Source organism: Pseudonocardia sp. GCM10023141 (genome assembly GCF_042653605.1).
In genome coordinates this window covers 339,814-364,163 of the sequence record NZ_JBHSIR010000055.1, presented here as the reverse complement: position 1 = coordinate 364,163, position 24,350 = coordinate 339,814, and the positions used below count along the sequence as shown (strand labels likewise).

The window sequence follows — 24,350 nt, the reverse complement described above, 5'->3', positions numbered from 1 at the left end:
ATCGAGCCTACCGCGATGATGGCCCGGTGAGTGATCGGCAGCTGCCCCCGCGTCCCGTGATCGGCGTCCTGCACCCCGGTGCGATGGGTGCGTCCCTCGGTTCGGCGCTGAAACCGGCCGCCGGGGTCGTCATCTGGGCCGTGGCCGGCCGCGGGGACGCCACGGCCAAGCGCGCCGAGCTGGCCGACCTGGTGGGTGTGCCCGACGTCGCCGCGCTGGCCCGCCGGTCGGATGTGATCATCTCGATCTGCCCGCCGCATGCCGCCCGGCAGGTGGCCGGGGAGGTGGCGGCCGCACTGGCCGACCGCTCCGACCGCCCGATCTACGTCGACGCCAACGCGGTCGCACCGGCCACGGTCGTCGGCATCGGTGAGCTCCTGGGCTCCGACAACGTGGTGGACGGCGCCGTGATCGGCCCGCCCGGTTGGGAGCGCGGCCAGTCGGTGCTGTGGCTCGCGGGGGCCACGGCGCCGCTGGTGGCCGGGCTGTTCGCCGGGTCACCGTTCGAGGCGCGGGTGCTCGACGGGGGGCTCGGCGCGGCCAGCGGCCTGAAGGCGTGCTTCGCGCTGCAGAGCAAGGCCATGCCGGCGATCTGGCTGGCGATCGACGCGGCTGCGCGCGAGTTCGGGGTGGCCGACGCGCTGGGGGAGCAGTTGGCGCGCGACGGTGTCGACTATCCCGCGGTGGTGGCCGGGATCCGGTCCCGGACCGGTTCCCGGGCCTGGCGCTGGGTGGGGGAGATGGACGAGGCCGGGGCCGCGCTGGCGGCACTCGATCTCCCCGACGGCTTCTCCCGCGCCGCCGCGCGGATGTACGAGCGGCTCGCCGCGGAGCAGTGAGCAGGCCCGGGGAACAGGCTCGGGACATGGGGCCGCCGCCACACCGGAGGGGTTGGTGTGGCGGCGGCGGCTTTCGGCCGGCCCGGGCGGTCTCAGTCGCCGGTGGCCGGCGGGGAGTCGTGGGGTTGGATCTCCCAGCCCCGGTTGAGGCTGGTGTCCCAGCCGCGGTTGGCCGGCGCGGTGTCGGATGCCTGGGCGGTGGAGGCGAGACCGACGGCGGCTGCGCCCAGCACGACGACGGTGATGGCCACTGTGGCCACTGACTTGCGCTGCATGCGCACAGCTTGACGCCACCTCCACTGCCGGTCGCGTACTTCGCGCGGAAATCACCCGAAGGTGTCACTCTGCATCGCCTTGGGCGCGGAGGGTGACGACCGTCCGTAGGGAGACGTGCGTCCTTTCGGGTGCTCGTGGCATGTGCACTGTGGACCGGAAACCGTCCACAACGGTCCCGCGCCGGGCCTCAGCGACGGGCGCCGTACCAGGCGAGCAGCCCCGCCAGCAGGTCCTCGGCGAAGGCGCCGGGCTTGTCGGTGCGCAGCCGGCGAGCCGCGACGCCCCGCAGCCCGGCACCGGCGATGGCCGCCAGGGTGGCGGTGGACATCCCGATCACGGCCGGCAGTGCCGGGTCGTCGTCGTCGCGACGGGCCATCACACCCGCCGAGACGGCGCCGGCGGCGGCCCGGGCGAGCAGGGGGACGGTCTCGAGGCGACTGGGGGTGCCCGGTCTCTTGTCGCCGATGGCCTCGGCGATCGCGAGCAGCCCGAGCGCCACCGTGGCGGCGGGACTGCCCAGGCGCGGGGCGATGAGGCCCCGGTCGTTGCGGGCCGACGTCAGTGCGACCGCGGTGATCGCGGCGCTGCTGCGCGACCCGGAGGCGGCGCCGAGGGCGGCGGCGCGCAGCAGCGTGCCCGACGGCGCGGCCAGCACCGTCTCGCGGCCCTCGGCGACGCGGGACACCACGAGCAGCGTCTGGTGCGTCGTGACCCCGTAGGCGAGCTGGGGAACGGCGACGGCTGCCCAGTCGACCTCGCCCCAGCGGCGCGGGTTCAGCATCCGGCCCACGGTGCCCGGCCCCGCGGTGGCGATGAGGCCGGCGATGCCGAGCAGCGCGCCACCGGCTGCCGCGGGCAGCCGCACCCCGGCGGAGCGCAGCGCGCCCGCGGTGGCGCCGATCGCCGCGTCCGTGGCGGCGCTGACGGCCAGCCGGCGCAGTGCCGGGGGCCGCGCGGTCGCGCGGTCGCGCCGGGCGGGGTCGAGCAGCCCCGCCGCCAGCCGGGCACCCGTGCCCGCCGTGCCCGCGGCGATGCCGCGTGCCAGTGCCCGCCAGATCGTCGTCATCGGATGCCCTTCACCGTGCCGCCACCGTTGGCCGTGCCGCCACCGTTCATCGTCTCGCCAGCGCCGCGAGGAGCCGGTCGACGAACGCGACCTGACCGGCGACGAGTTTGCGACGAGCGGTGTCCGGGTCGAGCCACGCCGCCCTGTCGATCTCGGGGAAGGACTGCATCCGACCGGATCGGGGCGGCCACTCGAGCAGGAACTCGTTGCTGACGATGCGCTCGGCATCGAAGTCGCCCGCGGCCGCGAACACCGTGACGATCTTGCCACCGCGCTGGCGGACGGCACCGAGCTCGGCGAGCTCTCCGGCCGGTGGCGGGGAGCCCATCTCCTCGGTGAACTCCCGGACGGCAGCGGCGCGGGGATCCTCCTCGGGCCCGTGCTCGCCCTTCGGGATCGACCAGGCCCGCTCGTCCTTGCGCGCCCAGTAGGGCCCGCCCATGTGTCCGAGCAGCAGCTCGACCCCGCCGGCGCCGCTCGGATCGGGTCGGTGCAGCAACAGTCCCGCGCTCAGCACCGGTGCATCAGATCACAGGCCCGTCGCGGCGGTCGACGTCCTGCCGGGAGCTCATCCCTTGCGCTCGTCGCGCCAGGCGACCCAGTCCTTCAGGAGGCCGTAGTCGTAGTCCGGCCCGCTGACCCCCACGGTGAACAGCGATGCACCGGCGGCGACCAGCGCGTCGCCGACCGCCTCCGGGGCGGAGTTCACCGCGACCGAGCGCTCGATCTCCTGCGGTGCCCGCCCGACCGCGGCGCAGTGCTCGTCGAGGATGGCGCTCTTGCGGGTGAACGTGTCGAGGTCACCGAACCCGTGCCAGATCGTGGCGTGCTCAGCGGTGTAGCGCAGCGTCTTGCGCTCCCCGCCGCCGCCGATGAGGATCGGGATGTCGCGGGTGGGGGCGGGGTTGATCGTGGACCAGCGCGACCGGATGCGCGGCAGCGCCTCGGCGAGACCGGCGAGCCGGGTGCCGGGGGTGCCGAAGGAGTAGCCGTACTCGTCGTAGTCCCGCTCGAACCAGCCGGCCCCGATGCCGAGGACGAGCCGGCCGTCGCTGATGTGGTCGACCGTGCGGGCCATGTCGGCGAGCAGCTCGGGGTTGCGGTAGCTGTTGCACGTGACCAGCGCGCCGATCTCGACGTGGTCGGTGGACTCGGCCCACGCGCCGAGCATCGTCCAGCACTCGAAGTGCTTGCCGTCCGGCTCGCCCGAGAGCGGGAAGAAGTGGTCCCAGTTGAACACGATGTCGACGCCGGCGTCCTCGGCGCGGGCAACGGCGCGGCGGATCTGGGCGTAGTCGGCGTGCTGGGGCTGCACCTGGACGCCGATCCTGATGGCAGCGGAGGTCATGTCGTGATCTTGGCATGTGATCGACGGCATCCGCTCGGTCTGCCTCGACACGGTCGTGGCGGCGCCGGCGACCGGGCCGCAGCGGCACGCGACGGCGTGCCCTACCGTGAGGTCCGTGAGCACCTTCGGGCCCTACGAGCTGCAAGGACTGCTCGGTCGCGGGGGAATGGGCGAGGTGTACCGCGCCTTCGACAGCGAGCACCAGCGGGTCGTCGCCCTCAAGCTCCTGTCCGATCCCCTCTCCGGCGACCCGCGCTACGCGCAGCGCTTCCGCCGCGAGTCGCACGCCAGCGCGCGGTTGCGCGATCCGCACGTCATCCCGATCCACCGCTACGGCGAGATCGACGGCCGGCTGTTCCTCGACATGCGGCTGGTCGACGGGGTGGATCTCGCCCGCACGATCACCGGCGGTGGGTCGCTCGCTCCGGAGCGGGCCGTGGCCATCATCGAGCAGATCGCGCAGGCGCTGGATGCGGCCCACGCCGACGGGCTGGTGCACCGCGACGTGAAACCGTCCAACGTGCTGCTCACCGCCCAGGACTTCGTCTACCTCGTCGACTTCGGCATCGCCCACGCGATGGACGGCTCCGGGACGGGCGGTCGCGCGTCGCTGACCACCACCGGCACCGCGGTCGGGACGGTGGCCTACATGGCTCCGGAGCGGTTCGCCCCCGGCGAGCCCGGGCCGGCGGCGGACGTCTACTCGCTGGCGTGCGTGCTCTACGAGTGCCTCACCGGTGAGGTCCCGTTCCCCGTCGACGGGCTGCTCCCGGCGATCTACGCCCACGGGACGCGCCCGCCCCCGCGGCCGTCGCAGCATCGCCCGGAGCTGCCGGCGGGGCTCGACGCGGTGGTGGCCACCGGCATGGCGAAGCAGCCCGACGCGCGCTACCGCAGCGCCGGGGAGCTCGCCGCCGCGGCCCGCCGGGCGCTCGACGCGCCCCCATCTGCCGGGCGGGGCCCTTCCGGATCGGGCCCAGCCGGGCCGGGCCCGGGCGAGCAGACGCGTGACCTGCCGCTTGTTCCCCTGACCGCAGCGCTGCCCCTGATCGACATCGCCGCGATCGAGCAGCACGGTGCGGCACCGGCGGGCCGGGGCCGCGGCCGGCTGGTCGCGGGGATCGCCACGGTGCTCCTGGTGGTGGCGGCCGCCGTGGTCGTGGTGCTGCTCTCGCCATGGGCCGAGGCCCCCGCCCCGGTGGCCGTCGGGTTCCCGGCCGCGTTCGGGGGCCGCTGGTCGGGACAGCTGCAGCAGAGTGGCGGTGCCATTCCGGTGTTCGACGCCGAGGTCGTGATCACGCCGGGCAGCGACGTCGCCGGCGTGCGCTACCCCCAGCTGGGGTGTGCGGGCACGCTGCGGCTGAGCCCCGCGCAGCCGGGACCGTCGGACACGCTCGCCGCCGTCGAGGTGATCGACGAGGGCCCGTGCGGCAGCGACGTGCAGGTGCGCCTGCGGCGGCAGCCGTCCGGTGCGGTGCTGAGCTACGAGTTCAGTGGACCGGGATCGTCGGGTTCGGGGATGCTGCTCCGTTCCTGACCCCGTCGGCCGTCGCGCTGCGCGAGGCCGGGATCACCGGGACGGTGGTCGGTCCGACCGGCCCGTCCAGCATGCCGGGAATGGCATCGGCACGGACCGCCGGTGCGAAGTACCAGCCCTGACCGGTGTCGCAGCCCAGCGCCCGCAGCTGTTCGAGCTGCCCCTCGGTCTCCACGGACTCCGCCGTGACCGACAGGCCCAGCACGTGGGCCAGCTGGATGAGCAGCGCGGACACCTCGACGTCGAGTGCGTCGCCGCCCGCGGAGTCCTGGCCGGTGACGAACCGGCCGGCCAGCTTGAGGGCGTGCACCGGCAGGCTGCGCAGGTAGGCGAGGTTGGAGTACCCGGTGCCGAAGTCGTCGATGGCGATGCGGATGCCCATGCTCGCGATCCGGTGCAGCGTGTCGAGCGACTCGGCGGTGGTACCCATGACATCGCTCTCGGTGAGCTCGAGCTGCAGCGACCCGGCAGGCCACCCGGTGCTCTCCAGGATGCCCGCGATGTCCTCGACGACCCCGGGCTCCCGGACCTGTCGCGCGGCGAGGTTGACGCTGATGAGCAGCTGGTGTTCGGGGTTGGTGGCCGACCACTGCGCCGCCTGGCGGCACGCCTCGGTGAGCACCCAGCGGCCCAGCGGCACGATCAGGCCGGTCTCCTCGGCCAGCGGCACGAAGCGGTCGGGGCCGAGGCGCTCACCGCTGGGCAGCTGCCAGCGCACGAGCGCCTCGACGCCGATGACCTGCTGGTCCGACAGGCGCACGAGCGGCTGGTACTCCACCACGAACTCACCGTTGGCCAGTGCCTCGGGCATGCGGGCCGACAGCTCATAGCGGGCGATGTCGCGGCGGTGACGATCCGGGTCGAAGACGGCGTAGCGGTTGCGCCCGTCGAGCTTCGCCCAGTACAGGGTGGTGTCGGCCGCCTTCATCAGCGCGGCCGAGCCGATGCCGCCGTCGCCTGCCTGGACGATGCCGATGCTCGCCGACACCGCGATCCGGTGCCCGGCCACCTGCACCGGACGGCGCACGGCCGCCAGCGCGCGGCGGGCGACGTCGCGCATGACGGCGGCGACGGCGCCCGCGGTGACGGCCTCGGCGCGGGCGATGGTGCGCTCCACGTCCACGAGCACCACGAACTCGTCGCCGCCCATCCGCGCGACCAGGTGCCCGTCGCGGCCCAGCTCGTCGGAGAGCCGGGTGGCGATGGCGCGCAGCAGCTCGTCGCCGACGTCGTGGCCGAGGGTGTCGTTGACGGCCTTGAACCCGTCGATGTCGAGGTAGCAGACCCCCGCGGGGGCCGGGGCGTAGCCGTTGAGCAGGCCGGTGCCGGGGCGGGCGGTGTCGATGGCGGCGTCGAGCCGGTCGAAGAACATCGTGCGGTTGGGCAGCCCGGTCAGGGGGTCGTGCTGGGCCTGGTGGCGCAGCCGGTTCTCCAGGCGGTGCCGCTCGCCGATGTCCTCGACCAGCGCCAGGATGTAGCGGGGCTCGCCGCTGGGGTCCCTGATCAGCGACATCACCACGTCGGCGCGGACCGTGGAGCCGTCGACGTGGGAGTAGACCTTCTCGACCCGCACGTGGTCGACGGCGCCTGCCATCATGTCCTTGAGCATGCCGTTGTCGTCGGGGACGTCGAACGAGTCGATGCTGTGCCCCACCACGTCCTCGACGGCGTGGCCGAACATCGCACAGAGCGTGCGGTTGGCCTCCACGACGATGCCGGCGAGATCGATCACGACGATGCCGACCGCGGCATCGGCGAAGACCGCGGCGAAGCGGGCCTCGCTTCCCCAGCGCGCCTGCTCGGCCGCGGCGCGGGCCGCGAAGGCCGCTCCGCTGATGCGTTCCTGCTCCAGGCGCGTGCGCTCCTGCAGTGCCGTGGCGTAGCCGGCTGCGAGAGCGCCCGTGACGGCGGCCGCGTGGCCGGGGGCGAAGCCGGCACCGTGCAGGCCGTTGCCCAGAGCCTCGACCGTGCGCTCCAGCGACACCGGTTCGGTGAAGTGCAGCCCGACGAGCTCGGCACCGATCGCTGCCGGCACGGCCCGGTCGATCGCGGCACCGGCAGCGGGGTCCCCACCCACACCCGTGCGCAGCAGCCGGCGCACGAAGCCGAGGAGCTGCTCGCGCAGGGCGGCGTCGCCGAGCGCCACGTAACTGGTGCCCCACACGGCGTCGTGCCATGCGGTAGCGAGGCGTTCTGCCACGGTGTCCGCGGTCATCGTCTCGACCGCGTCCCCGGCAGTGCCGCCGCCTTCCGGAGCTGCCTCCATCGGCGTTGCCCTCCGCTCGATCCCCCCGGCACCCGCGAAAGCGAGTGATCTCGGAATCGGGACCATACCGGCAAGAAGGCGGGGCCGCGCGCCTTCGTGAGGATCTCCACCGGCGTGATGTGCGTGCTCAGCGCTGTTGCAAGCGCTTGCCCGCTCCGCGTGGAGTGATCACCAGGACCGGACGGGTCGAACCCGATCCGGCGCGGACCACGCGGCGGGCCGCCGACCCCGCGGCGCCGACCCGCCGCCGACCACGGTTTACAACTGTGCTGGTCACCGACTGTCCGATCGCGACGGACGCTAGCAGCGGGGAGGGGCCCGCGAGACGGGCGTCGCCGATCTCACCCGTGTGGGGCGCTGAGCTGCACGACGGGCACCGAGCGGCCGGTGGCGGCTGTCTGTTCAGTCCGGATCCGCAGGCCCCTGCTGGGGTTTGCGGCCGCCCCGGCGCATGTTGCCGGTGGTGGTGCGCCGGCCCGGGTCGATGAGGCGCTTCCACTTGGCCTGCGCGGCCTGCCGGCTCGAGAGCTGGGCCTGTACGGCGTCGGCGACCTGCGCCCACGTCATGCCGTCGGACCGGAGCCTGCGGACGAGGTCGCGCTCGTAGTAGTCGGCGAGGCGGCGCATCTCCTGGACCAGGGCGTACCAGGCGGCGGCGGCGTCGCGGGTGAGCCCGCCCTCGGCGCTGACCTCCTTGAGCCGGTCGAGCCGGGCGGTGACCGAGCGGTCGGGCCGGGTGATGGCGGGGTCGACGCGGTCCAGCCACTGCACCGCTTCCTCGTACTTCATACGTCAACGATACATTGACACCACCAGAACGTCAATCGTTCGTCGACCGACGACGGTGCAGCTGGGGGAGGGGGTGCCGCCGTCGGGCGTGAGGCGTCGCGGGGCGGCGATGCGCGCCGCGTCCAGGAGGTGCGGGCCCGCCGCGCCGACCAGCTCGCGACGCTGCGCTGGGGCGTGGCGTACGGGATCCCGGGCGCGGCGTACGCGTTCCTGCCCGACGCCGGGAGGGGAGAGGTGCTCAGCGATCTCGGCGCCCGCTTCGGGTCGGTGGCGGCCGGTCGCACGGGGGATCTTCCAGCAGCTGTCCTACGAGGAGCTGTCCCGGTTCTCCTACGGCGAGGCGCTGCGCCTGCTCGACCAGCTGCTCAGTACCCGCCGAGCGGCTCCACCGACGTGATCCAGACGACGGCACCGCCCTCCTCGTCGGACGCGGCGAGGTCGACCTCCGCGTTGATCGCCCAGTCGCGGTCGCCCGCGGGGTCGTCGAGCACCTGGCGCACCAGCCAGCGCTCGGGCTCCTCGGTGATGGTGATCAGTGCGGGGCCGCGGGCGTCGCCCGTGGTGCCGATCCGGTCGTGCTCGGCGTAGTAGGGCTCGAGCGCCTCGCGCCAGTCCTCCGCGTTCCAGCCGGCCGCCCCGTCGAGCTCGGCGAGCAGGTCCCAGCGCCGGAAGGCGGCCAGCTCGACGCGGCGGAACAGCGCGTTGCGCACCAGCACCCGGAAGGCGCGGACGTTGCGGGTGACCCCGGCCGGGCCCTGGTCGAGGCTGGGGGGTGCCACTTCCTCCGTGCCGGTGCCGGCACCCGCGGCGAGTGCCTCCCACTCGTCGAGCAGCGAGGAGTCGACCTGGCGGACGAGCTCGCCGAGCCACTCCTCGACGTCGGTGAGCTCCTCGGTCTTGGCCTCGTCGGGCACGGTCTGGCGCAGCGCCCGGTAGGTGTCGGCGAGGTAGCGCAGCACCAGGCCTTCCGAACGGGCCAGCTGGTAGTGCCCGACGTACTCGACGAACGTCATGGACCGCTCGAACATGTCGCGGGCCACGGACTTGGGGGAGAGCTTCGCGTCCTCCACCCACGGCGCGCCGCGGCGGTAGGTCTCCAGGGCCCCGTTGAGCAGCTCGTCGAGCGGCTTGGGCCAGCTGACCTCCTCCAGCAGCTGCATCCGCTCCTCGTACTCGATGCCCTCGGCCTTCATCGCCGCGACGGCCTCGCCCTTGGCCTTGCTCTGCTGGGCGTAGAGGACCTGGCGCGGGTCGTCGAGGGTCGCCTCGATCACCGAGAGCATGTCCATGGCGTAGGTCGGGGACTCGCGGTCGAGCAGCTCGAACGCGGCCAGCGCGAACGGCGAGAGCGGCTGGTTGAGGGCGAAGTCCAGCTGCAGGTCGCCGACGATGCGGACCCGGCGGCCCTCGGCGTCGGGCTCGGGGAGCTGCTCCACCACACCCGAGGCCAGCAGGGCGCGGTAGATCGCGATGGCCCGCAGGATGTGGCGGCGCTGGCGGGGGCGGGGCTCGTGGTTGTCCTCCAGGAGGTGGCGCATCGCCTGGAAGGCGTCGCCGGGGCGCGAGATCACGTTCAGCAGCATCGCGTGGGTGACGGCGAAGTGGCTGGTCAGCGCCTCGGGCTGGGCCAGCTGCAGCTTGCCGAAGCCCACCTCGGACCAGCCGACGAAACCCTCGGGCGCCTTCTTGCGCACGATCCGTTTCTTCTTCTTCTCGTCGTCACCGGCCCGGGCGATCAGCCGGGCGTTCTCCACCTCGTGGTCGGGGGCCTCGGCCACGACGGTGCCGACGGTGTCGTAGCCGGCGCGCCCGGCCCGGCCGGCGATCTGGTGGAACTCGCGGGCCTTGAGCGGGCGGGTGCGGGTGCCGTCGTACTTGGCGAGCGCGGTGAACAGGACGGTGCGGATCGGCACGTTGATGCCGACGCCGAGGGTGTCGGTGCCGCAGATGACACGGAGCAGGCCGGCCTGGGCGAGCGTCTCGACGAGGCGCCGGTAGCGGGGCAGCATGCCGGCGTGGTGCACGCCGATGCCGTGGCGCACCAGCCGCGAGAGCGTCTTGCCGAAGCCGGAGGTGAAGCGGAACCGGCCGATCAGATCGGCGATGGCCTGCTTGTCCTCCTTCGCCGTGACGTTGACGCTCATCAGGGACTGGGCCCGGTCCACCGCCGACTGCTGGGTGAAGTGCACGACGTACACCGGCGCCTGGTTGGTGGTGATCAGCTCGGCGATCGTGTCGTGGATGGGCGTGTAGACGTACTGGTAGAGCAGCGGCACGGGCCGGTCCACCGACGTGATGACGGCCGTCTCGCGGCCGGTGCGCCGGGTCAGGTCCTCCCGGAAGAACGAGACGTCGCCGAGCGTGGCGCTCATCAGCAGGAACTGCGCCTGCGGCAGCTCGATCAGCGGCACCTGCCAGGCCCACCCTCGGTCGGGGTCGGCGTAGAAGTGGAACTCGTCCATGACGACGGAGCCCACATCCGCGTCGCGGCCCGACCGCAGCGCGATGTTCGCGAGGATCTCGGCGGTGCAGCAGATGATCGGGGCCTGCTCGTTGACCGCCGCGTCGCCGGTGAGCATGCCGACCTTGTCGGCGCCGAAGACGTCGATGAGCGCGAAGAACTTCTCGCTGACCAGCGCCTTGATCGGCGCGGTGTAGAACGTGCGCTGCCCCCGCTGCAGCGCCGCGGCGTGGGCGCCGATGGCCACCAGTGACTTGCCGGAGCCGGTGGGTGTGGACAGGATGACGTTGCTGCCGGTGACGAGTTCCAGCAGCGCCTCCTCCTGCGCCGGGTACAGCGAGAGACCCTGCTCGTCGAAGGCCCAGTCGGTGAACGCCTCGACCAGCGCGTCGGGGTCGTCGGGGTGGGGTGGGAGGCGGTCGGTGAGCGTCATGGTGGTACTGATCGTCCCCCGTCGATGTCCGCTCGCCGAGTCCGGGGGACCTCGTGGCGGCTGGTGCGTGGTGGCGCCGCTACTGTCAGCGCTGTGACGGGGCGGTCGGCGTCGGACGGGCGGGTCGCTCGCGGGCCCGGCCATCTGCGCGAAACGGGTGCTCGCGGGCCCGTCGAACGTTCCGGGGTGCCCGAGCTCGTCGCGCCGATGCAGGTCTCCGCAGGGTCCGGGCAGCCCCCGACCGGTCCGGACTGGGTGGTGGAGCTCGCCTGGACGGGCCATCGCTGCATCGCCTACGTCGAACCGGGACGCCGCACCCGGCTGCTCTCCGCCAACGACGTGTCGATGACGGCCGCCTACCCCGAGCTGGACGCGCCGCTGCAGCGCCGGTCCCCGCCGCGGGGGATGATCCTCGACGGCACCCTGGTGGCCCGCGGTGAGGAGCACGCGCCGCGGGCTCGCCTGCTCAAGCGCCGCAGCGCCCGGTTCCGGCCCAACGAGCGCCACATCCGCAGCGTCCCGGTCGACTACCAGGTGGCGGATCTGCTCTGGCTCGACGGGCACTCCACGGTCGACCTGCCCTTCCGCGACCGCCGGTCGCTGCTCGAGGGTCTCGGCTTCGCCAGCGCCCCGATCTGGACGACGTCGCCGCTGCCGGTCTCCGAGCTGCCGTCGATGCTGGAGATCGCCGACGCGAAGGGCGTCGACGCGCTGCACGCCCGGCACCTCGGTTCGCGCTACCGGCCCGGTGGCCGGTCACCGCTGTGGTTGAAGGTGCCGGTCCCGCGCACCCGCCAGGTCGTCGTCGGTGGCTGGACACCCACCGACCCCGCGCGGCCCGACACCATCGCCAGCCTGCTGCTGGGGGTTCCGGGGGAGGACGGGAAGCTGCGCTACGTCGGGCGGGTCGGTGTCACCGGTGACCAGCGGCGGCAGGTGGCCGGCCTCGCGACGCTGCGCCGGTCGCGCTCGCCGTTCGCGGCCGGGGTGCCCGCCGACGCCGCGCGCCACGCGATCTGGGTGGATCCGCGGCTCACCGGCCTCGTGGAGTTCACCGGGTTCGTCGCGGGTTCGCGCCTCCGGCTGCCGCACTGGCGGGGGCTGGTCGATCCCGCGGGTGGACCGGCCGAGGTGGCGGTGGAGCGCATCGAGGTCACCGAGCACGGGTGGGCGCATGCCCCGCAGCCCCCGCCGCAGCGCCCGCTGGAGACGCCCGCGCCTGTCGTGGAGGCCGCACCGGCCGAGGTGGTGGCGGTCGTCGCGCCGGAAACCGTCGAGGAGCCGGGCCCGGCGGCCGCTCCCGCCGATCCTGCTCCCGTCGATTCCGGTGCGGTCGAGGCGCGGCGACTGGAGCAGCACTTCTTCTACAACTCGCTCAACACGATCGCCTCGCTGATCCGCACCGACCCGATGCGTGCGCGCGAGCTGCTGCTCGGGTTCGCCGACGTGTCGCGGGCCGCCGACCAGCCCGTCGACGCGTCGAGCACGCTGGCGCGCGAGATCGATGCCGTCCGCGGTTACCTGCAGCTCGAGCAGGTCCGGTTCGGCAAGCGGCTGCGCGTGGAGATCGACATCGCTCCCGACATCGCGGCCGCGCTCGGTGCGGGGATCGACACCGTGCCCGTGCCGCCCATGCGCCTGCTCGACGCCGTGCGCGAGGCCGTGCAGCGCGACATCGAACCGCGCCCGCAGGGCGGCGTCCTGACGGTGTCGGCCCGCGCCGTCGACGGCCGGTGCGAGCTGCGCGTGGTGGGTGGCGCCGGGGAGCCGGTGGTGATCGTGCTGCCCATGGCCGGGGCGGCGAGGCCGGCGTAGGGGATTTGGCCGCACCCCTCGGGCTGGCAGGTGTTCGGCATGTCTGGGCGTGATCTGGGCTTGTTGCGGTTCGGGGGGCCGGGGCTTGGGCTGCCACATGGTTCCGTGAGGCGCTCGGCAGGGGGAATGCGGCACCCGGCCCGAACAGCAACCCGAATCCCGATCCCCACAACGGCGGCTGCCCGCAGCGCTCAGCCCCCCACACCCCCGATGTCCGGATCCAGTGCTCCGGCTGTGCATCCTCGGTGTGAACATCTGACCACGGAGGTCGGCTGTGATCGCCGGTATCGGTACCGTTCGCGCATGCTCGGCCTCCCCGACGGCACCCGCGTGTGCCTCTTCGACCTCGACGGCGTCCTGACCGACACCGCCAGCGTGCATGCTGCTGCCTGGAAGCAGATGTTCGACGACTACCTCCGGGCCCGGACGGAGCGTGAGGGAACCCCGTTCCGCGAGTTCGACATCGCCGCCGACTACGGCCCGTACGTCGACGGGCGGCCGCGCCTCGACGGCACCCGGGAGTTCCTGCGCTCGCGCGGTATCGAGCTGCCCGATGGCGGCCCGGACGACGCCCCGGACGCCGAGACGATCTACGCGCTGTCGACCAGGAAGAACGACCTCGTCCAGGAGAAGATCGTCACCGTCGGCGTCACCGTCTACCCGGGGTCGGTGCGCTACCTGCATGCCGTGCGTGACGCCGGGCTCAAGACAGCCGTCGTGTCGTCGTCGGCCAACGCCGAGCAGGTGCTCGAGGTCGCCGGGATCGCCGACCTGATCGACCACCGCGTCGACGGGGTGAGCGCCAAGGAGCGCGGGCTGCCGGGCAAGCCGGCACCGGACACGTTCCTGGCCGCCGCGGCCGACCTGGGCGTCGACAAGGCCGATGCCGTGGTGTTCGAGGACGCGCTGGCAGGCGTCGAGTCGGGCCGGGCGGGTGGCTTCGGCTTCGTCGTGGGTGTCGACCGGGTCAGCCATGCCGCCGCCCTGCGCGAGCACGGGGCCGACGTCGTCGTGCAGGACCTCGCCGAACTGCTGGACCAGACCGATGGGAGCCACTCATGAGCCCGGACCCGGCACGTTCGTTCACCGTCGAGCCGTGGGTGGTGCGGGAGCCGAAGCTGGACATGGCCGCGATGGGCCAGGTCGAGTCGGTGTTCGCGCTGTCCAACGGGCACATCGGGCTGCGCGGCAACCTCGACGAGGGGGAGCCGCACGCCACCCCGGGCACGTACCTGAACTCGTTCTACGAGCGGCGGCCGCTGCCGTACGCCGAGGGTGGGTACGGGTATCCGGAGTCGGGCCAGACCATCATCAACGTCACCAACGGCAAGCTGATCCGGCTGCTGGTGGAGGACGAGCCGTTCGACCTGCGCTACGGCGACCTGCGCCGCCACGAGCGGGTGCTGGACCTGCGGGCGGGCACCCTGACGCGTGAGGTCGAGTGGGCCTCACCCGCCGGGCGCGCGGTGAAGGTCCGCAGTGTCCGGATGGTGTCGCTGACCCAGCGGGCGATCGCGGCCATCCGCTACGAGGTGGAGGTGCTCGATGCGCCCGCGCTGCTGGTGGTGCAGTCGGAGCTCGTCGCCAACGAGCAGCTCCCGGCCCGCGACGACGACGACCCGCGCGTCGAGGCCGCACTGACCGATCCGTTGCAGGCGGAGCAGAACGGCGTGCACGACCACGGGGCGTGGCTGATCCACCAGACCCGCCGCTCTGGGCTGCGGGTGGCCGCGGCGATGGATCACGAGGTCACCGGGCCCGAGGGCACCAAGACCTCGTCGGAGTCGACGGAGGACATCGGGCGCACCACCGTGATCGCGCGCCTGCAGCCCGGCGAGACGCTCACGATCGTGAAGTACCTGGCCTACGGCTGGTCCGCGCGCCGCTCCCAGCCTGCGCTGCACGACCAGGTCCGCGCCGCGCTGGCGGCGGCCCGCTACACGGGGTTCGACGGCCTCCTGGAGGAGCAGCGCCAGTACCTCGACGAGTTCTGGGCCACCGCCGACGTCGAGATCGACGGCGACGCGGAGCTGCAGCAGGCCGTGCGGGTCGCGGTGTTCCACGTCCTGCAGGCCGGGGCGCGGGCGGAGCGGCGCGCGATCGGGGCCAAGGGGCTGACCGGCGAGGGCTACGACGGGCACACGTTCTGGGACACCGAGACGTTCTGCCTGCCGGTGCTGTCGTTCCTGGCGCCCGAGGCCGCCGCGGACGCGCTGCGCTGGCGCCAGTCGATCCTGCCGCTGGCCCACGAGCGCGCCGAGCAGCTGGGCCTGTCGGGGGCGGCGTTCCCGTGGCGCACCATCCGCGGGCAGGAATGCTCGGGGTACTGGCCCGCGGGAACGGCGGCGTTCCACATCAACGCCGACATCGCCGACGCCGTCCGCCGCCACGTCGCCGCCACCGGCGACGTCGAGTTCGAACGCGACACCGGCCTGGAGTTGCTGGTGGCCACGGCGCGCCTGTGGCGCTCGCTGGGCCACCACGACCAGTCCGGCCAGTTCCGCATCGACGGTGTCACCGGTCCGGACGAGTACACGGCGGTGGTGGACAACAACGTCTACACGAACCTGATGGCGCAGCTGAACCTGCGCGTGGCCGCCGATACCGCGGCGCGCCACAGCCGGGCCGCGGCCCGGCTGGGCGTCAACGCGGAGGAGATGGCGTCGTGGCGCGACGCCGCGAAGTCGATGCGGATCCCGTTCGACGAGGTCCTCGGGGTGCACCCGCAGTCGGAAGGTTTCACCGACCACCAGGTGTGGGACTTCGAGCACACGCCACCCGAGAAGTACCCGCTGTTGCTCAACGTCCCGTACTTCGACCTGTACCGGAAGCAGGTCTCGAAGCAGGCGGACCTGGTGCTGGCGATGCAGCTGCGCCCGGATGCATTCACCCCGGAGCAGATGCAGCGCAACTTCGCCTACTACGAGGGCATCACGGTGCGGGACTCGTCGCTCTCGGCGTGCACGCAGGCGGTCGTGGCGGCGTGGACGGGGCACCTGGACCTCGCGTTCGACTACCTCGCCGAGGCCGCGCTGGTGGATCTGAACGACCTGGCAGGCAACTCCGACCACGGCGTGCACATCGCGTCGATGGCCGGGACGTGGACGGCGGTCGTGTCCGGGTTCGGCGGGATGCGGTGCGACGCGACGGGCCTGCGGTTCGCACCGCGGCTGCCCCCGGCGCTGTCGCGGATCGCGTTCGGCCTGCTGTGGCAGGGCCGGCAGCTGCGGGTGGAGATCCGGCAGGACGAGGCCGACTACACGCTCGTCTCCGGGCCACCGATGCGCCTGCAGCACTACGACGAGCCCCTCGCACTGGCGGAGAAGCCGGTCACCCGCCACGTGCCAGCAGCGGAGCCCGTGGAGCCCGTCGAGCAGCCGTTCGGCCGGGCCCCGAAGGCCCGCCACCCCGGGAGCTGATCGACGCCGTCGGTGGGGACGTGACGGCGAACACGCACGGTTGGGCCGCGGCACTGCAGCACCGCAACGGTCCGCTGGTACGTTCACAAGTCGCTTCTCCACCAGTCCGGCAGCGCGAAGGTGATCAGCAGGTGTCCAACAAGACGTCCCCCGCGCCGAACGACAGCTCCGCGGATGCCGGGGACGGGATCGAGAACGAGCGTGCCTACGTCGGCATGCTCTACGGCAAGCTCGACGACCGTCGCGAGGAGACGGCACGGCGTCTGCACGGCGTGCTGCACGACGAGACGGTCGGCACCCCGCAGGCGCTGACCGAGCGTGACGCCGCCGCGGCGATGTACACCGACCGGCTCACGGCGTTGCGTGCCGCCGAGCAGGGGCTGGCGTTCGGGCGGCTCGACGCCGTCGACGAGCCCGACGGCTCGCCCGGTGAGCGCAGCTACATCGGGCGGCTGGGCCTGCTCGACGAGGACAACGAGTACGAGCCGCTGTTGATGGACTGGCGCGCGCCCGCCTCACGGCCGTTCTACACGGCCACCGCGGCCAACCCGGACGGCATCCGGCGGCGCCGTCACCTGCGCACCCGGCGTCGTGAGGTCACCGCCATCGACGACGAGGTGCTCGACCTCGACGACGCCGGCGCCATCGGCCAGGCCAGCGGGCTCACCAGCGAGGCGGCGCTGCTGGCCGCCGTCGGTGCCAACCGCACCGGGCGCATGTCCGACATCGTCGCCACGATCCAGTCCGAGCAGGACGCGATCATCCGCTCGAAGCCCTCGGGCGTGCTCGTGGTCCAGGGCGGCCCGGGCACGGGCAAGACGGCCGTGGCGCTGCACCGTGCCGCCTACCTGCTCTACACCCACCGCGACCGGCTGGCGCGCCGCGGCGTGCTCGTCGTCGGTCCCAACCCGACGTTCCTGAGCTACATCGGCCAGGTGCTGCCGTCGCTTGGCGAGACCAGCGTGGTGCTGGGCACGGTGGGCCAGCTGTTCCCGGGGCTGGACGCGCGGCGCCCGGAGCCCGTCGCGGTCGCGGAGGTCAAGGGCCGCTCCGAGATGGCGGCCGTCATCGCCGCGGCCGTGCGCGAGCGGGAGGAGCTGCCGCGCCGGCCCGTGCGGATGGTGGTGGACGGGCAGGAGATCCGGCTCGACCGCGACGTCGTCAACACGGCCCGCACCCGGGCCCGGCGTTCGCGCAAGCCGCACAACGCCGGCAAGCGCATCTTCCACAAGGAGGCCATCCGGCTGCTGGCCGAGCAGGTGGCCCGCACGCTGGGGGGCAACTCCAGCGGGCGCAACCTGCTCGACTCCGGCGACCTCGCCGACATCCGCGAGGAGCTCGGCGAGAGCCGCGAGCTCGCGCGCGAGCTGAACAAGCTCTGGCCGACGCTCTCGGCCGAGGACCTGCTCACCGACCTCTACTCCGACGCCCGCCGGCTCAACGCGGTGGCCCGGCGACTGCCTGCGGCCGACCGCCAGCTGCTGCTCCGGGAGCGTCCCGCCGCGGGCACCGCGCCGGGCCGGGTCTGGTCGCCCGCCGACGTCCCGCTGCTCGACGAGGCGGCCGAGCTGCTCGGCGACGACGGTGCCGAGCAGGCCGCGAGGGAGGCCGCCGCGCTGCGCGAGGAGGTCCTCTACGCGCAGGGCGTGCTCGACGTGCTCGACCTGGAGGAGGACCTCGACGAGGACCTGCTGCGGGCAGGGGACATCATCGACGCCGACCGGCTGGCCGAGCGCCAGCAGGTGCGCACCTTCGAGTCCACCGCCGACCGGGCCGCCAACGACCGGGAGTGGACGTTCGGGCACGTGATCGTCGACGAGGCGCAGGAGCTCTCGGCGATGGCCTGGCGGTTGATCATGCGCCGGTGCCCGAGCCGCTCGATGACGATCGTCGGCGACATCGCGCAGACCGGCGATCTGGCCGGCGCGTCGTCGTGGGGTCAGATGCTCGCGCCCTACGTCGCCAACCGGTGGCGCCTCGAGCAGCTCACGGTCAACTACCGCACGCCGTCGGAGATCGCCGACGTCGCCGACGACGTGCTGGCCGTCATCGAACCGGGCCTCGCGGCGCCGAGCTCGGTGCGCAGCACCGGGGTCCCGCCCCGCGCGGTGGCGGTGGAACCCGGAGCGCTCGTCGACGCCGTCGCGAAGGTCGTGGCCGAGGAGTCCGGGGCGATCGGGGAGGGGCGCACCGCGGTGCTGGTACCGCAGTCGCACCTGGCCGAGCTGCGCGAACGCCTCGGTGGCACCCCGGCTCCGGGGTCCGACACCGACGTCGACCTGGAGGCGGCGGTGGTGGTGCTGCCGATCACCGCGGCCAAGGGCCTGGAGTTCGATGCCGTGGTGGTCGTGGAGCCCGCCGATGTGCTGGCCGAGAGCCCGCGTGGCGCCAACGACCTCTATGTGGCGTTGACCCGCGCCACGCAGCGGCTCGCGGTGGTCCACGCCCAGCCGCTGCCGGCGATGCTGCACCGCCTGAGCTAGCTCGCTCGCACACACTCGCGGGGCACCGCACACACCGTGTGCGGTGTGTGCGGTGGCGCGGCGGTGTGTGCGAGCGGGGCTACTGCGGGGTGACGTAGGCCCCGGAGATCCCACCGTCCACCAGGAAGGTGGAGGCGGTGATGAAGCTGGCGTCGTCGCTGGCCAGGAACGCCACGGTGGCGGCGATCTCGTCGGGCCGGGCGAAGCGGCCCATCGGGATGTGCACCAGCCGGCGCTGTGCGCGCTCGGGGTCGGCGGCGAAGAGCTCCTGCAGCAGGGGAGTGTCGACCGGCCCGGGGCACAGCGCGTTGACCCGGATGTTCTCCCGGGCGAACTGGACGCCCAGCTCCCGTGACATCGCCAGCACCCCGCCCTTGGACGCGGTGTAGGAGATCTGCGAGGTCGCGGCGCCCATCACGGCCACGAACGACGCGGTGTTGACGATCGAGCCGCCACCCTGGCGCTGCATGTACGGGATGGCCGCCTTGCAGCACAGGTACACCGAGGTCAGGTTGACCTCCTGCACGCGCCGCCAGGCGTCGAGCCCGGTGGTGAGGATGGAGTCGTCGTCGGGCGGGGAGATGCCGGCGTTGTTGAACGCCACGTCGACCGAGCCGTAGGCCTGCGCCGCCGCCGCGTAGAGCGCCTCGACGTCGGTCTCCGACGTCACGTCCGTGCGGACGTGGAGCCCGCCGACCTCGTCGGCCGCGGCCTTGCCGGTGGTGTCGTCGATGTCGGCGACCACGACCTTGGCACCCTCGCTGGCCAGCCGCCGTGCGGTGGCGAGCCCGATGCCGGACCCGCCGCCGGTGATCACGGCGACCTTCCCGTCGAACCTCACGCTGTCTCCCTCGTCCTGGATGGGGATGCGGCTGCGGCGAGTGCCGTGAACAGCCGCGGATCGTCCTGCTCCGGATGCCACTGGACGCCGACGACGAACGTGGTTCCGGAGTGTTCGACGGCTTCGATGGTGCCGTCGCCCGCGCGCCCGGTGACGACCAGGCCCTCGGCGAGGCGCGAGATCGCCTGGTGGTGGTGGCAGCGCCCGGCGACCGCCGGACCGAGCGCGGTACCGACGACGGTGTCGGGGTCGAGCGTGATGGTCGTGGTGCCGAACACGCCCGGCGCCGGGTTGTGCCCGGTGTGGCCGACGACGTCGGGGACGTGCTGCTCGAGCGTGCCGCCCAGGCCGGTGTTGAGGATCTGCATCCCGCGACACACGGCCAGTACCGGCTTGCCGAGCTCCAACGCCCTGGCCAGCACCGCGAGCTCCGCCGCGTCGCGCTCGGGGCGGGGGGCGCCGGTGGTCGGCAGCGGGTCGGCCCCATAGCGGTGCGGGGCGACGTCGGGTCCGCCGGTGAGCACCACGGCGTCGAGCCGCTCCACGGCATCGGCGGACTCGACCAGCGGGGGCAGCAGCACGGGAAGGGCGCCCGCGGCGACGATCTGGTCGGTGTAGGTGCGGGGGAGCAGCACCGCCGCGAGGTCCCAGACCCCGAACGCGGCCCGCTCGCCGTACGCGGTCAGGCCGATCAGTGGCTTGCGAGGCCGCGAGCTAGAGCCGTTCGAACCCACGCTTGCGCTCCCAGTCGGTGACGGCGGCGTCGAACGCGGAGAGCTCCACCCGCGCCGCATTGCTGTAGTGCTCGACAACCTCCTGCCCGAACGCGTCCACAGCGACGGTGGACGCGGCGAACAGCTCGGCAGCCTCCCGCAGCGTGGACGGCACGCGTGGTGCGTCGGAGGTGTAGGCGTTGCCCTCCAGCGGCGGACCCAGCGGCAGCTCGTTCTCGATGCCGTGCAGGCCGGCGGCGATGAGCGCCGCGACGCCGAGGTAGGGGTTCATGTCGCCGCCGGGCACCCGGTTCTCCACGCGCAGCCCCGGCCCGTGGCCGACGACCCGCAGGGAGCAGGAGCGGTTGTCCAGGCCCCACGCGACGGCCGTCGGGGCGAAGCTGCCCTCGGCGTAGCGCTTGTAGGAGTTGATGTTGGGCGCGAAGAGGTAGGTGAGCTCGCGCAGGCAGGCCTGTTGGCCGGCCACGAAGCTGGCGAACAGCGGCGAGAAGCCATGCTCCCCGTCCCCGGCGAACACGGCGCCGTGTTCGGGGGAGCGCAACGAGATGTGGATGTGGCACGAGTTGCCCTCGCGCTCGTCGTACTTCGCCATGAACGACAGCGCCATGCCGGCCTGGTCCGCGATCTCCTTGGCGCCGGTCTTGTAGATCGAGTGGTTGTCGCAGGTGGTGAGGGCGTCGCTGTAGCGGAACGCGATCTCGTGCTGCCCGAGGTTGCACTCGCCCTTGGCCGACTCGACGATCATGCCGGCGCCGGTCATGCCGTTGCGGATGCGCCGCAGCAGCGGCTCGACCCGGGACGTGCCGAGTATCGAGTAGTCCACGTTGTAGAGGTTGGCGGGCTCCAGGTTCTGGTAGCCCTTGCGCAGCGCCGTGTCGAACGAGTCGGCGAACAGGTTGAACTCGAGCTCGGTGCCGACGTCGGCCACCAGGCCGTGCTCGGCGAGGCGGTCGAGCTGGCCCTTGAGGATCTGGCGCGGCGAGGCCACGACCGGGGAGCCGTCGGCCCACAGCGCGTCGCACAGCACCAGCGCGGTGGCCTCGTGCCAAGGCACCATGCGCAGCGTCGCCATGTCGGGGCGCAGCACGAAGTCGCCGTAGCCGCGCTCCCAGCTCGACATGGCGTAGCCCGGCACCGTGTTCATCTCGACGTCGACGGCGAGCAGGTAGTTGCAGGCCTCCGACGCGTGCGGCACGACCTCGTCGAGGAAGAACTGGGCGTCGGTGCGCTTGCCCTGCAGCCGCCCCTGCATGTCGGTGAACACCACGAGCACCGTGTCGATCGTGCCTTCCCCGACGTGCACGCGCAGCTGCTCCAGGCTCAGCATTCCGCGCAGCGCCCTCACTCGCTCACCTCGGTGCCCATGTCGTCGTCCCTCCACGAGTAGGAACGCCCGGCAGGCTGATCGCCTGCCGGGCGTCATCGCCGCGACGCTACCTCGGACGCGTCCGCGGGTGGCTGATCAGGTCGCTTCCGCCTCGAGCTGCTGCTCGATGCTCCTGAGCTCCTCGGCGCTGCCGGCCTCGCGGACGGGACCGGTGAACCACTTCTTCGCCGAGATCAGGTACCAGCCGCCGAAGCCGATCAGCGCGGCGCCGACCGTGATCGGCGCGTAGTTGAGGGCCTCCCAGCTGAACTCGGCGCTCCACGGCACGCTCTTCGGTGTGGTCGGCATCAGGAACAGGATGCAGACGATGCCGATCCAGATCACCGAGAGCGGCGCGATCCACTTGTAGTGCCTGCCGAGGCTCCAGGCGCCGTGCTCGAACGAGTCGCCCGCCTTGATGCGCAGGATGATCGGCAGCGCGAACGCGATGTAGAGCCCGATCACGGCGATCGACGTGCCCACCTGGTAGCCGATGATCCCGTTGGCGAGCGTCGGGATCATCAGCGCCCACGACAGCGCGGCGATGATGATCACGGCGTTGACCGGGACGCGGTTGGCCGCCACCTTGCGCCAGGTCTTCGAGAACGGCACGGCCCCGTCGCGGGAGAACGCGAACAGCATGCGCGAGGCGGCCGTGACCGACGCGGTGCCGCAGAAGAACTGCGCGATCACCGCGATCAGCAGCAGGAACTCGGCGAGCGTGTCACCCAGCGACGACGTCCAGATGTAGACCACGGCGTTGGCGCCCGCCGCGGTGGTGCCGTTGATGTCGGTGACGGCGAAGGTGATGGCGACCAGCAGGACGAACCCGAAGACCACCGAGGCCACGACGGCCATGACCATGCCGATGGCCGCGGTGCGCGACGCGGACCGGGTCTCCTCGCTCATGTGCGCCGAGGCGTCGTACCCGGTGACGGTGTACTGCGCCATGAGCAGCCCGATGCCGAAGACGAACCAGAAGGAGATCTGGCCGAAACCGTCACCGCCGAACCCGGAGTTGTTGATCGTCTGGCCGAACACGAAGCCGACCGACTGGTGGTGCTCCGGCACGATCGCGAGTACCACGACGATGACGGCCACACCGACCATGTGCCACCAGGCGGAGATCGTGTTGAGCTTGCCGAGCAGGTTGACGCCCAGCAGGTTGATCGCCAGGTGCAGCGCCATGATCACGGTGAAGGTGATGAAGATGGCGCCGGTGTCGGTGCCGATCACGTCGGGCAGCCACAGGTTCAGCAGCGCGGTCGTGAACGTCGCCGCGCCGTAGTCGATGGCCGCGGTGACGGCGATCTGGCCCACCAGGTTGAACCAGCCGGTGAACCAGCCCCACGCGGGCCCACCCAGCTTGGACGCCCAGAAGTAGAGGGCACCTGCGGTCGGCATCGCGGAGGCGATCTCACCCATGGCCAGCGCCACCAGCACGCAGAAGGCGCCGACGAGCAGCCAGCCCCAGGTGATCGCGACCGGGCCGCCGTTGTTCCACGCGATCGAGTAGGAGGTCAGGCAGCCGGCGAGGATCGAGATGATGGTGAACGAGATGGCGAAGTTCGAGAACCCGCCCATCTCGCGGTAGAGCACCTGGGCGTAGCCCAGGCGGTGCAGGAGGGCCTCGTCGCTCTCGGCGGCGGACGTGTCGTTGGCGGCCATGGTGCCTCTCCGGATCAGTCGGCTCGCCGGGCCGTCACGAGCAGGTGCTCGAGATCGTCCCCGTCGAACTCTGCGATGGCGCGGTCGTACTTCTCCATCCCCCACGACCAGAAGTCGAACTCGATCGGACTCGAGCCCTCCTGGATCGACGCCCACGCCGTCCAGCCGTACTTCGCGACGAGCCCGAACAGTCGCGCCCGTGCCACCTGGGACGGGCGTGGGCGCCCGAAGTAGGCCGTGACGAGCACGTCGAGCAGGGGGTTCGGCAACGCGGCCTCGCTCCAGATGTTGCCCAGTTCGAAGCAGGGATCGTTGTTGCCGGAGTACTCGTAGTCGATGATGCGGACCCGTTCGCCATCGTCGAGCAGGTTGGCGGCGAGCAGGTCGTTGTTGCACGGCACCGTGTGCGTGCGCGGCCCGAGCGCCTGCCGGATCCGCTCGACGACGGGGGCGAACTCGTCGTAGCGGGGTGGCAGGCGGAAGCCGTGCTCGGCGACGATGCCGCGGTAACGCTGTGTGACGGCGAACATGTCGAACTCGCCGCTGAACCGTGGACCGGCGTGCAGCTGCCGGCATGCGGCAGCCACCCGTCCGAGTACCGCGTGATCATGCAGGTCGTCGTCGGTGAGCGTGCGTCCGGGCACGAACTCGACGGCGATCCCTTCTCCCGGGCGGTAGTGCAGGACCCGGGGACCGACCCCGGAGGCGGCCGCCGCCACGGAGTTGACGTGCTCCTGATCGCGGTCGATGCCCAGCAGGGAGGGCCCGCCCGCGGGGATGCGCACCACGGCGGTGCCCGTGGCGTTGGTGACCTTGAGGTTGCGGTTGGTGAGCCCGCCGGGCAGGTCGACGACGGTGCGCGGACGTCGTGCGGTGGCAGCGATGGAGTCGAGGAGTGCGTCGATCCCGGCGTCGGTGCCGGTGCCTGATCCGGGCTCGGTCTCGGGGCCGAGTGCCGTGGCCGGGTACTCCATCGGTGCAGGGTATGGCTCGCGCCACGAACGGTCTA

The 24,350-nt window shown here is 72.4% G+C and carries 18 protein-coding genes; 6 read left to right on the top strand and 12 right to left on the bottom strand.

Annotation, left to right across the window (positions count from 1 at the left end):
- Window positions 1-26: 26 nt before the first annotated feature.
- Window positions 27-839, top strand: a complete 813-nt coding sequence (locus ACFPFQ_RS30740) for a DUF1932 domain-containing protein (RefSeq protein WP_379625077.1) — start codon at window positions 27-29, stop codon at window positions 837-839.
- A gap of 92 nt (window positions 840-931) precedes the next feature.
- On the opposite strand, the gene ACFPFQ_RS30735 is transcribed toward ACFPFQ_RS30740, so the two are convergent.
- From ACFPFQ_RS30735 to ACFPFQ_RS30720, 4 genes are all read right to left on the bottom strand, one after another.
- On the bottom strand, window positions 932-1,114 hold the full coding sequence (locus ACFPFQ_RS30735) for a hypothetical protein (RefSeq protein ID WP_379625075.1): 183 nt from the start codon (window positions 1,112-1,114) through the stop codon (window positions 932-934).
- A 188-nt stretch (window positions 1,115-1,302) separates the two neighbouring features.
- The gene (locus ACFPFQ_RS30730) at window positions 1,303-2,181 is read right to left on the bottom strand and encodes a DUF4126 family protein (RefSeq protein WP_379625073.1); all 879 of its coding nucleotides are present in this window, start codon (window positions 2,179-2,181) and stop codon (window positions 1,303-1,305) included.
- 46 nt (window positions 2,182-2,227) lie between these two features.
- The gene (locus ACFPFQ_RS30725) at window positions 2,228-2,698 is read right to left on the bottom strand and encodes an NUDIX domain-containing protein (protein ID WP_379625071.1); all 471 of its coding nucleotides are present in this window, start codon (window positions 2,696-2,698) and stop codon (window positions 2,228-2,230) included.
- A gap of 51 nt (window positions 2,699-2,749) precedes the next feature.
- Complete coding sequence (locus ACFPFQ_RS30720) at window positions 2,750-3,529, bottom strand: LLM class F420-dependent oxidoreductase (RefSeq protein WP_379625069.1); 780 nt, start codon at window positions 3,527-3,529, stop codon at window positions 2,750-2,752.
- A 115-nt stretch (window positions 3,530-3,644) separates the two neighbouring features.
- Between ACFPFQ_RS30720 and ACFPFQ_RS30715 the strand changes: the two genes are divergently transcribed.
- Entirely contained in the window at window positions 3,645-5,066 is a 1,422-nt protein-coding gene (locus ACFPFQ_RS30715; protein ID WP_379625067.1) for a serine/threonine-protein kinase, read from the top strand.
- Here the strand turns inward: ACFPFQ_RS30715 and ACFPFQ_RS30710 are convergent.
- From ACFPFQ_RS30710 to ACFPFQ_RS30700, 3 genes are all read right to left on the bottom strand, one after another.
- Entirely contained in the window at window positions 5,020-7,281 is a 2,262-nt protein-coding gene (locus ACFPFQ_RS30710) for a putative bifunctional diguanylate cyclase/phosphodiesterase (protein ID WP_379625065.1), read from the bottom strand. The two genes, ACFPFQ_RS30715 and ACFPFQ_RS30710, sit on opposite strands and share 47 nt — an antisense overlap.
- A gap of 453 nt (window positions 7,282-7,734) precedes the next feature.
- Window positions 7,735-8,121, bottom strand: coding sequence for a hypothetical protein (locus ACFPFQ_RS30705; RefSeq protein ID WP_379625064.1), 387 nt, complete (start codon window positions 8,119-8,121; stop codon window positions 7,735-7,737).
- Between the two features lie 365 nt (window positions 8,122-8,486).
- Window positions 8,487-11,015: a DEAD/DEAH box helicase gene (locus ACFPFQ_RS30700; protein WP_379625062.1), complete on the bottom strand. Its 2,529-nt coding sequence runs from the start codon at window positions 11,013-11,015 to the stop codon at window positions 8,487-8,489.
- Between the two features lie 186 nt (window positions 11,016-11,201).
- Between ACFPFQ_RS30700 and ACFPFQ_RS30695 the strand changes: the two genes are divergently transcribed.
- The 4 genes from ACFPFQ_RS30695 to ACFPFQ_RS30680 all read left to right on the top strand — a co-directional run bounded on the left by ACFPFQ_RS30695 (window position 11,202) and on the right by ACFPFQ_RS30680 (window position 18,732).
- Window positions 11,202-12,830 carry a histidine kinase gene (locus tag ACFPFQ_RS30695; protein ID WP_379625060.1) on the top strand — a complete coding sequence of 543 codons (1,629 nt, stop codon included), beginning with the start codon at window positions 11,202-11,204 and terminating at the stop codon, window positions 12,828-12,830.
- A gap of 303 nt (window positions 12,831-13,133) precedes the next feature.
- Complete coding sequence (locus tag ACFPFQ_RS30690; RefSeq protein ID WP_379625059.1) at window positions 13,134-13,892, top strand: HAD family hydrolase; 759 nt, start codon at window positions 13,134-13,136, stop codon at window positions 13,890-13,892.
- Complete coding sequence (locus tag ACFPFQ_RS30685; RefSeq protein WP_379625057.1) at window positions 13,889-16,249, top strand: glycoside hydrolase family 65 protein; 2,361 nt, start codon at window positions 13,889-13,891, stop codon at window positions 16,247-16,249. The genes ACFPFQ_RS30690 and ACFPFQ_RS30685 overlap by 4 nt, the downstream gene beginning before the upstream one ends.
- Window positions 16,250-16,464: 215 nt before the next feature.
- Window positions 16,465-18,732, top strand: coding sequence for a HelD family protein (locus tag ACFPFQ_RS30680; RefSeq protein ID WP_379625491.1), 2,268 nt, complete (start codon window positions 16,465-16,467; stop codon window positions 18,730-18,732).
- 79 nt (window positions 18,733-18,811) lie between these two features.
- Here ACFPFQ_RS30680 and ACFPFQ_RS30675 read toward each other — a convergent pair whose 3' ends face one another.
- The 5 genes from ACFPFQ_RS30675 to ACFPFQ_RS30655 form a co-directional block, all read right to left on the bottom strand.
- Complete coding sequence (locus ACFPFQ_RS30675; protein WP_379625055.1) at window positions 18,812-19,573, bottom strand: 3-oxoacyl-ACP reductase; 762 nt, start codon at window positions 19,571-19,573, stop codon at window positions 18,812-18,814.
- Window positions 19,570-20,307 carry a gamma-glutamyl-gamma-aminobutyrate hydrolase family protein gene (locus ACFPFQ_RS30670; RefSeq protein WP_379625053.1) on the bottom strand — a complete coding sequence of 246 codons (738 nt, stop codon included), beginning with the start codon at window positions 20,305-20,307 and terminating at the stop codon, window positions 19,570-19,572. The genes ACFPFQ_RS30675 and ACFPFQ_RS30670 overlap by 4 nt, the downstream gene beginning before the upstream one ends.
- Window positions 20,288-21,634 carry a glutamine synthetase family protein gene (locus ACFPFQ_RS30665; RefSeq protein ID WP_379625490.1) on the bottom strand — a complete coding sequence of 449 codons (1,347 nt, stop codon included), beginning with the start codon at window positions 21,632-21,634 and terminating at the stop codon, window positions 20,288-20,290. Before ACFPFQ_RS30665 ends, ACFPFQ_RS30670 begins: the two co-directional genes overlap by 20 nt.
- 135 nt (window positions 21,635-21,769) lie before the next feature.
- A complete protein-coding gene (locus ACFPFQ_RS30660) occupies window positions 21,770-23,341 on the bottom strand; it encodes an amino acid permease (protein ID WP_379625051.1) in 1,572 nt (523 codons plus the stop codon).
- Between the two features lie 14 nt (window positions 23,342-23,355).
- Entirely contained in the window at window positions 23,356-24,315 is a 960-nt protein-coding gene (locus ACFPFQ_RS30655) for a choline/ethanolamine kinase family protein (protein WP_379625049.1), read from the bottom strand.
- Between the last annotated feature and the right edge of the window lie 35 nt (window positions 24,316-24,350).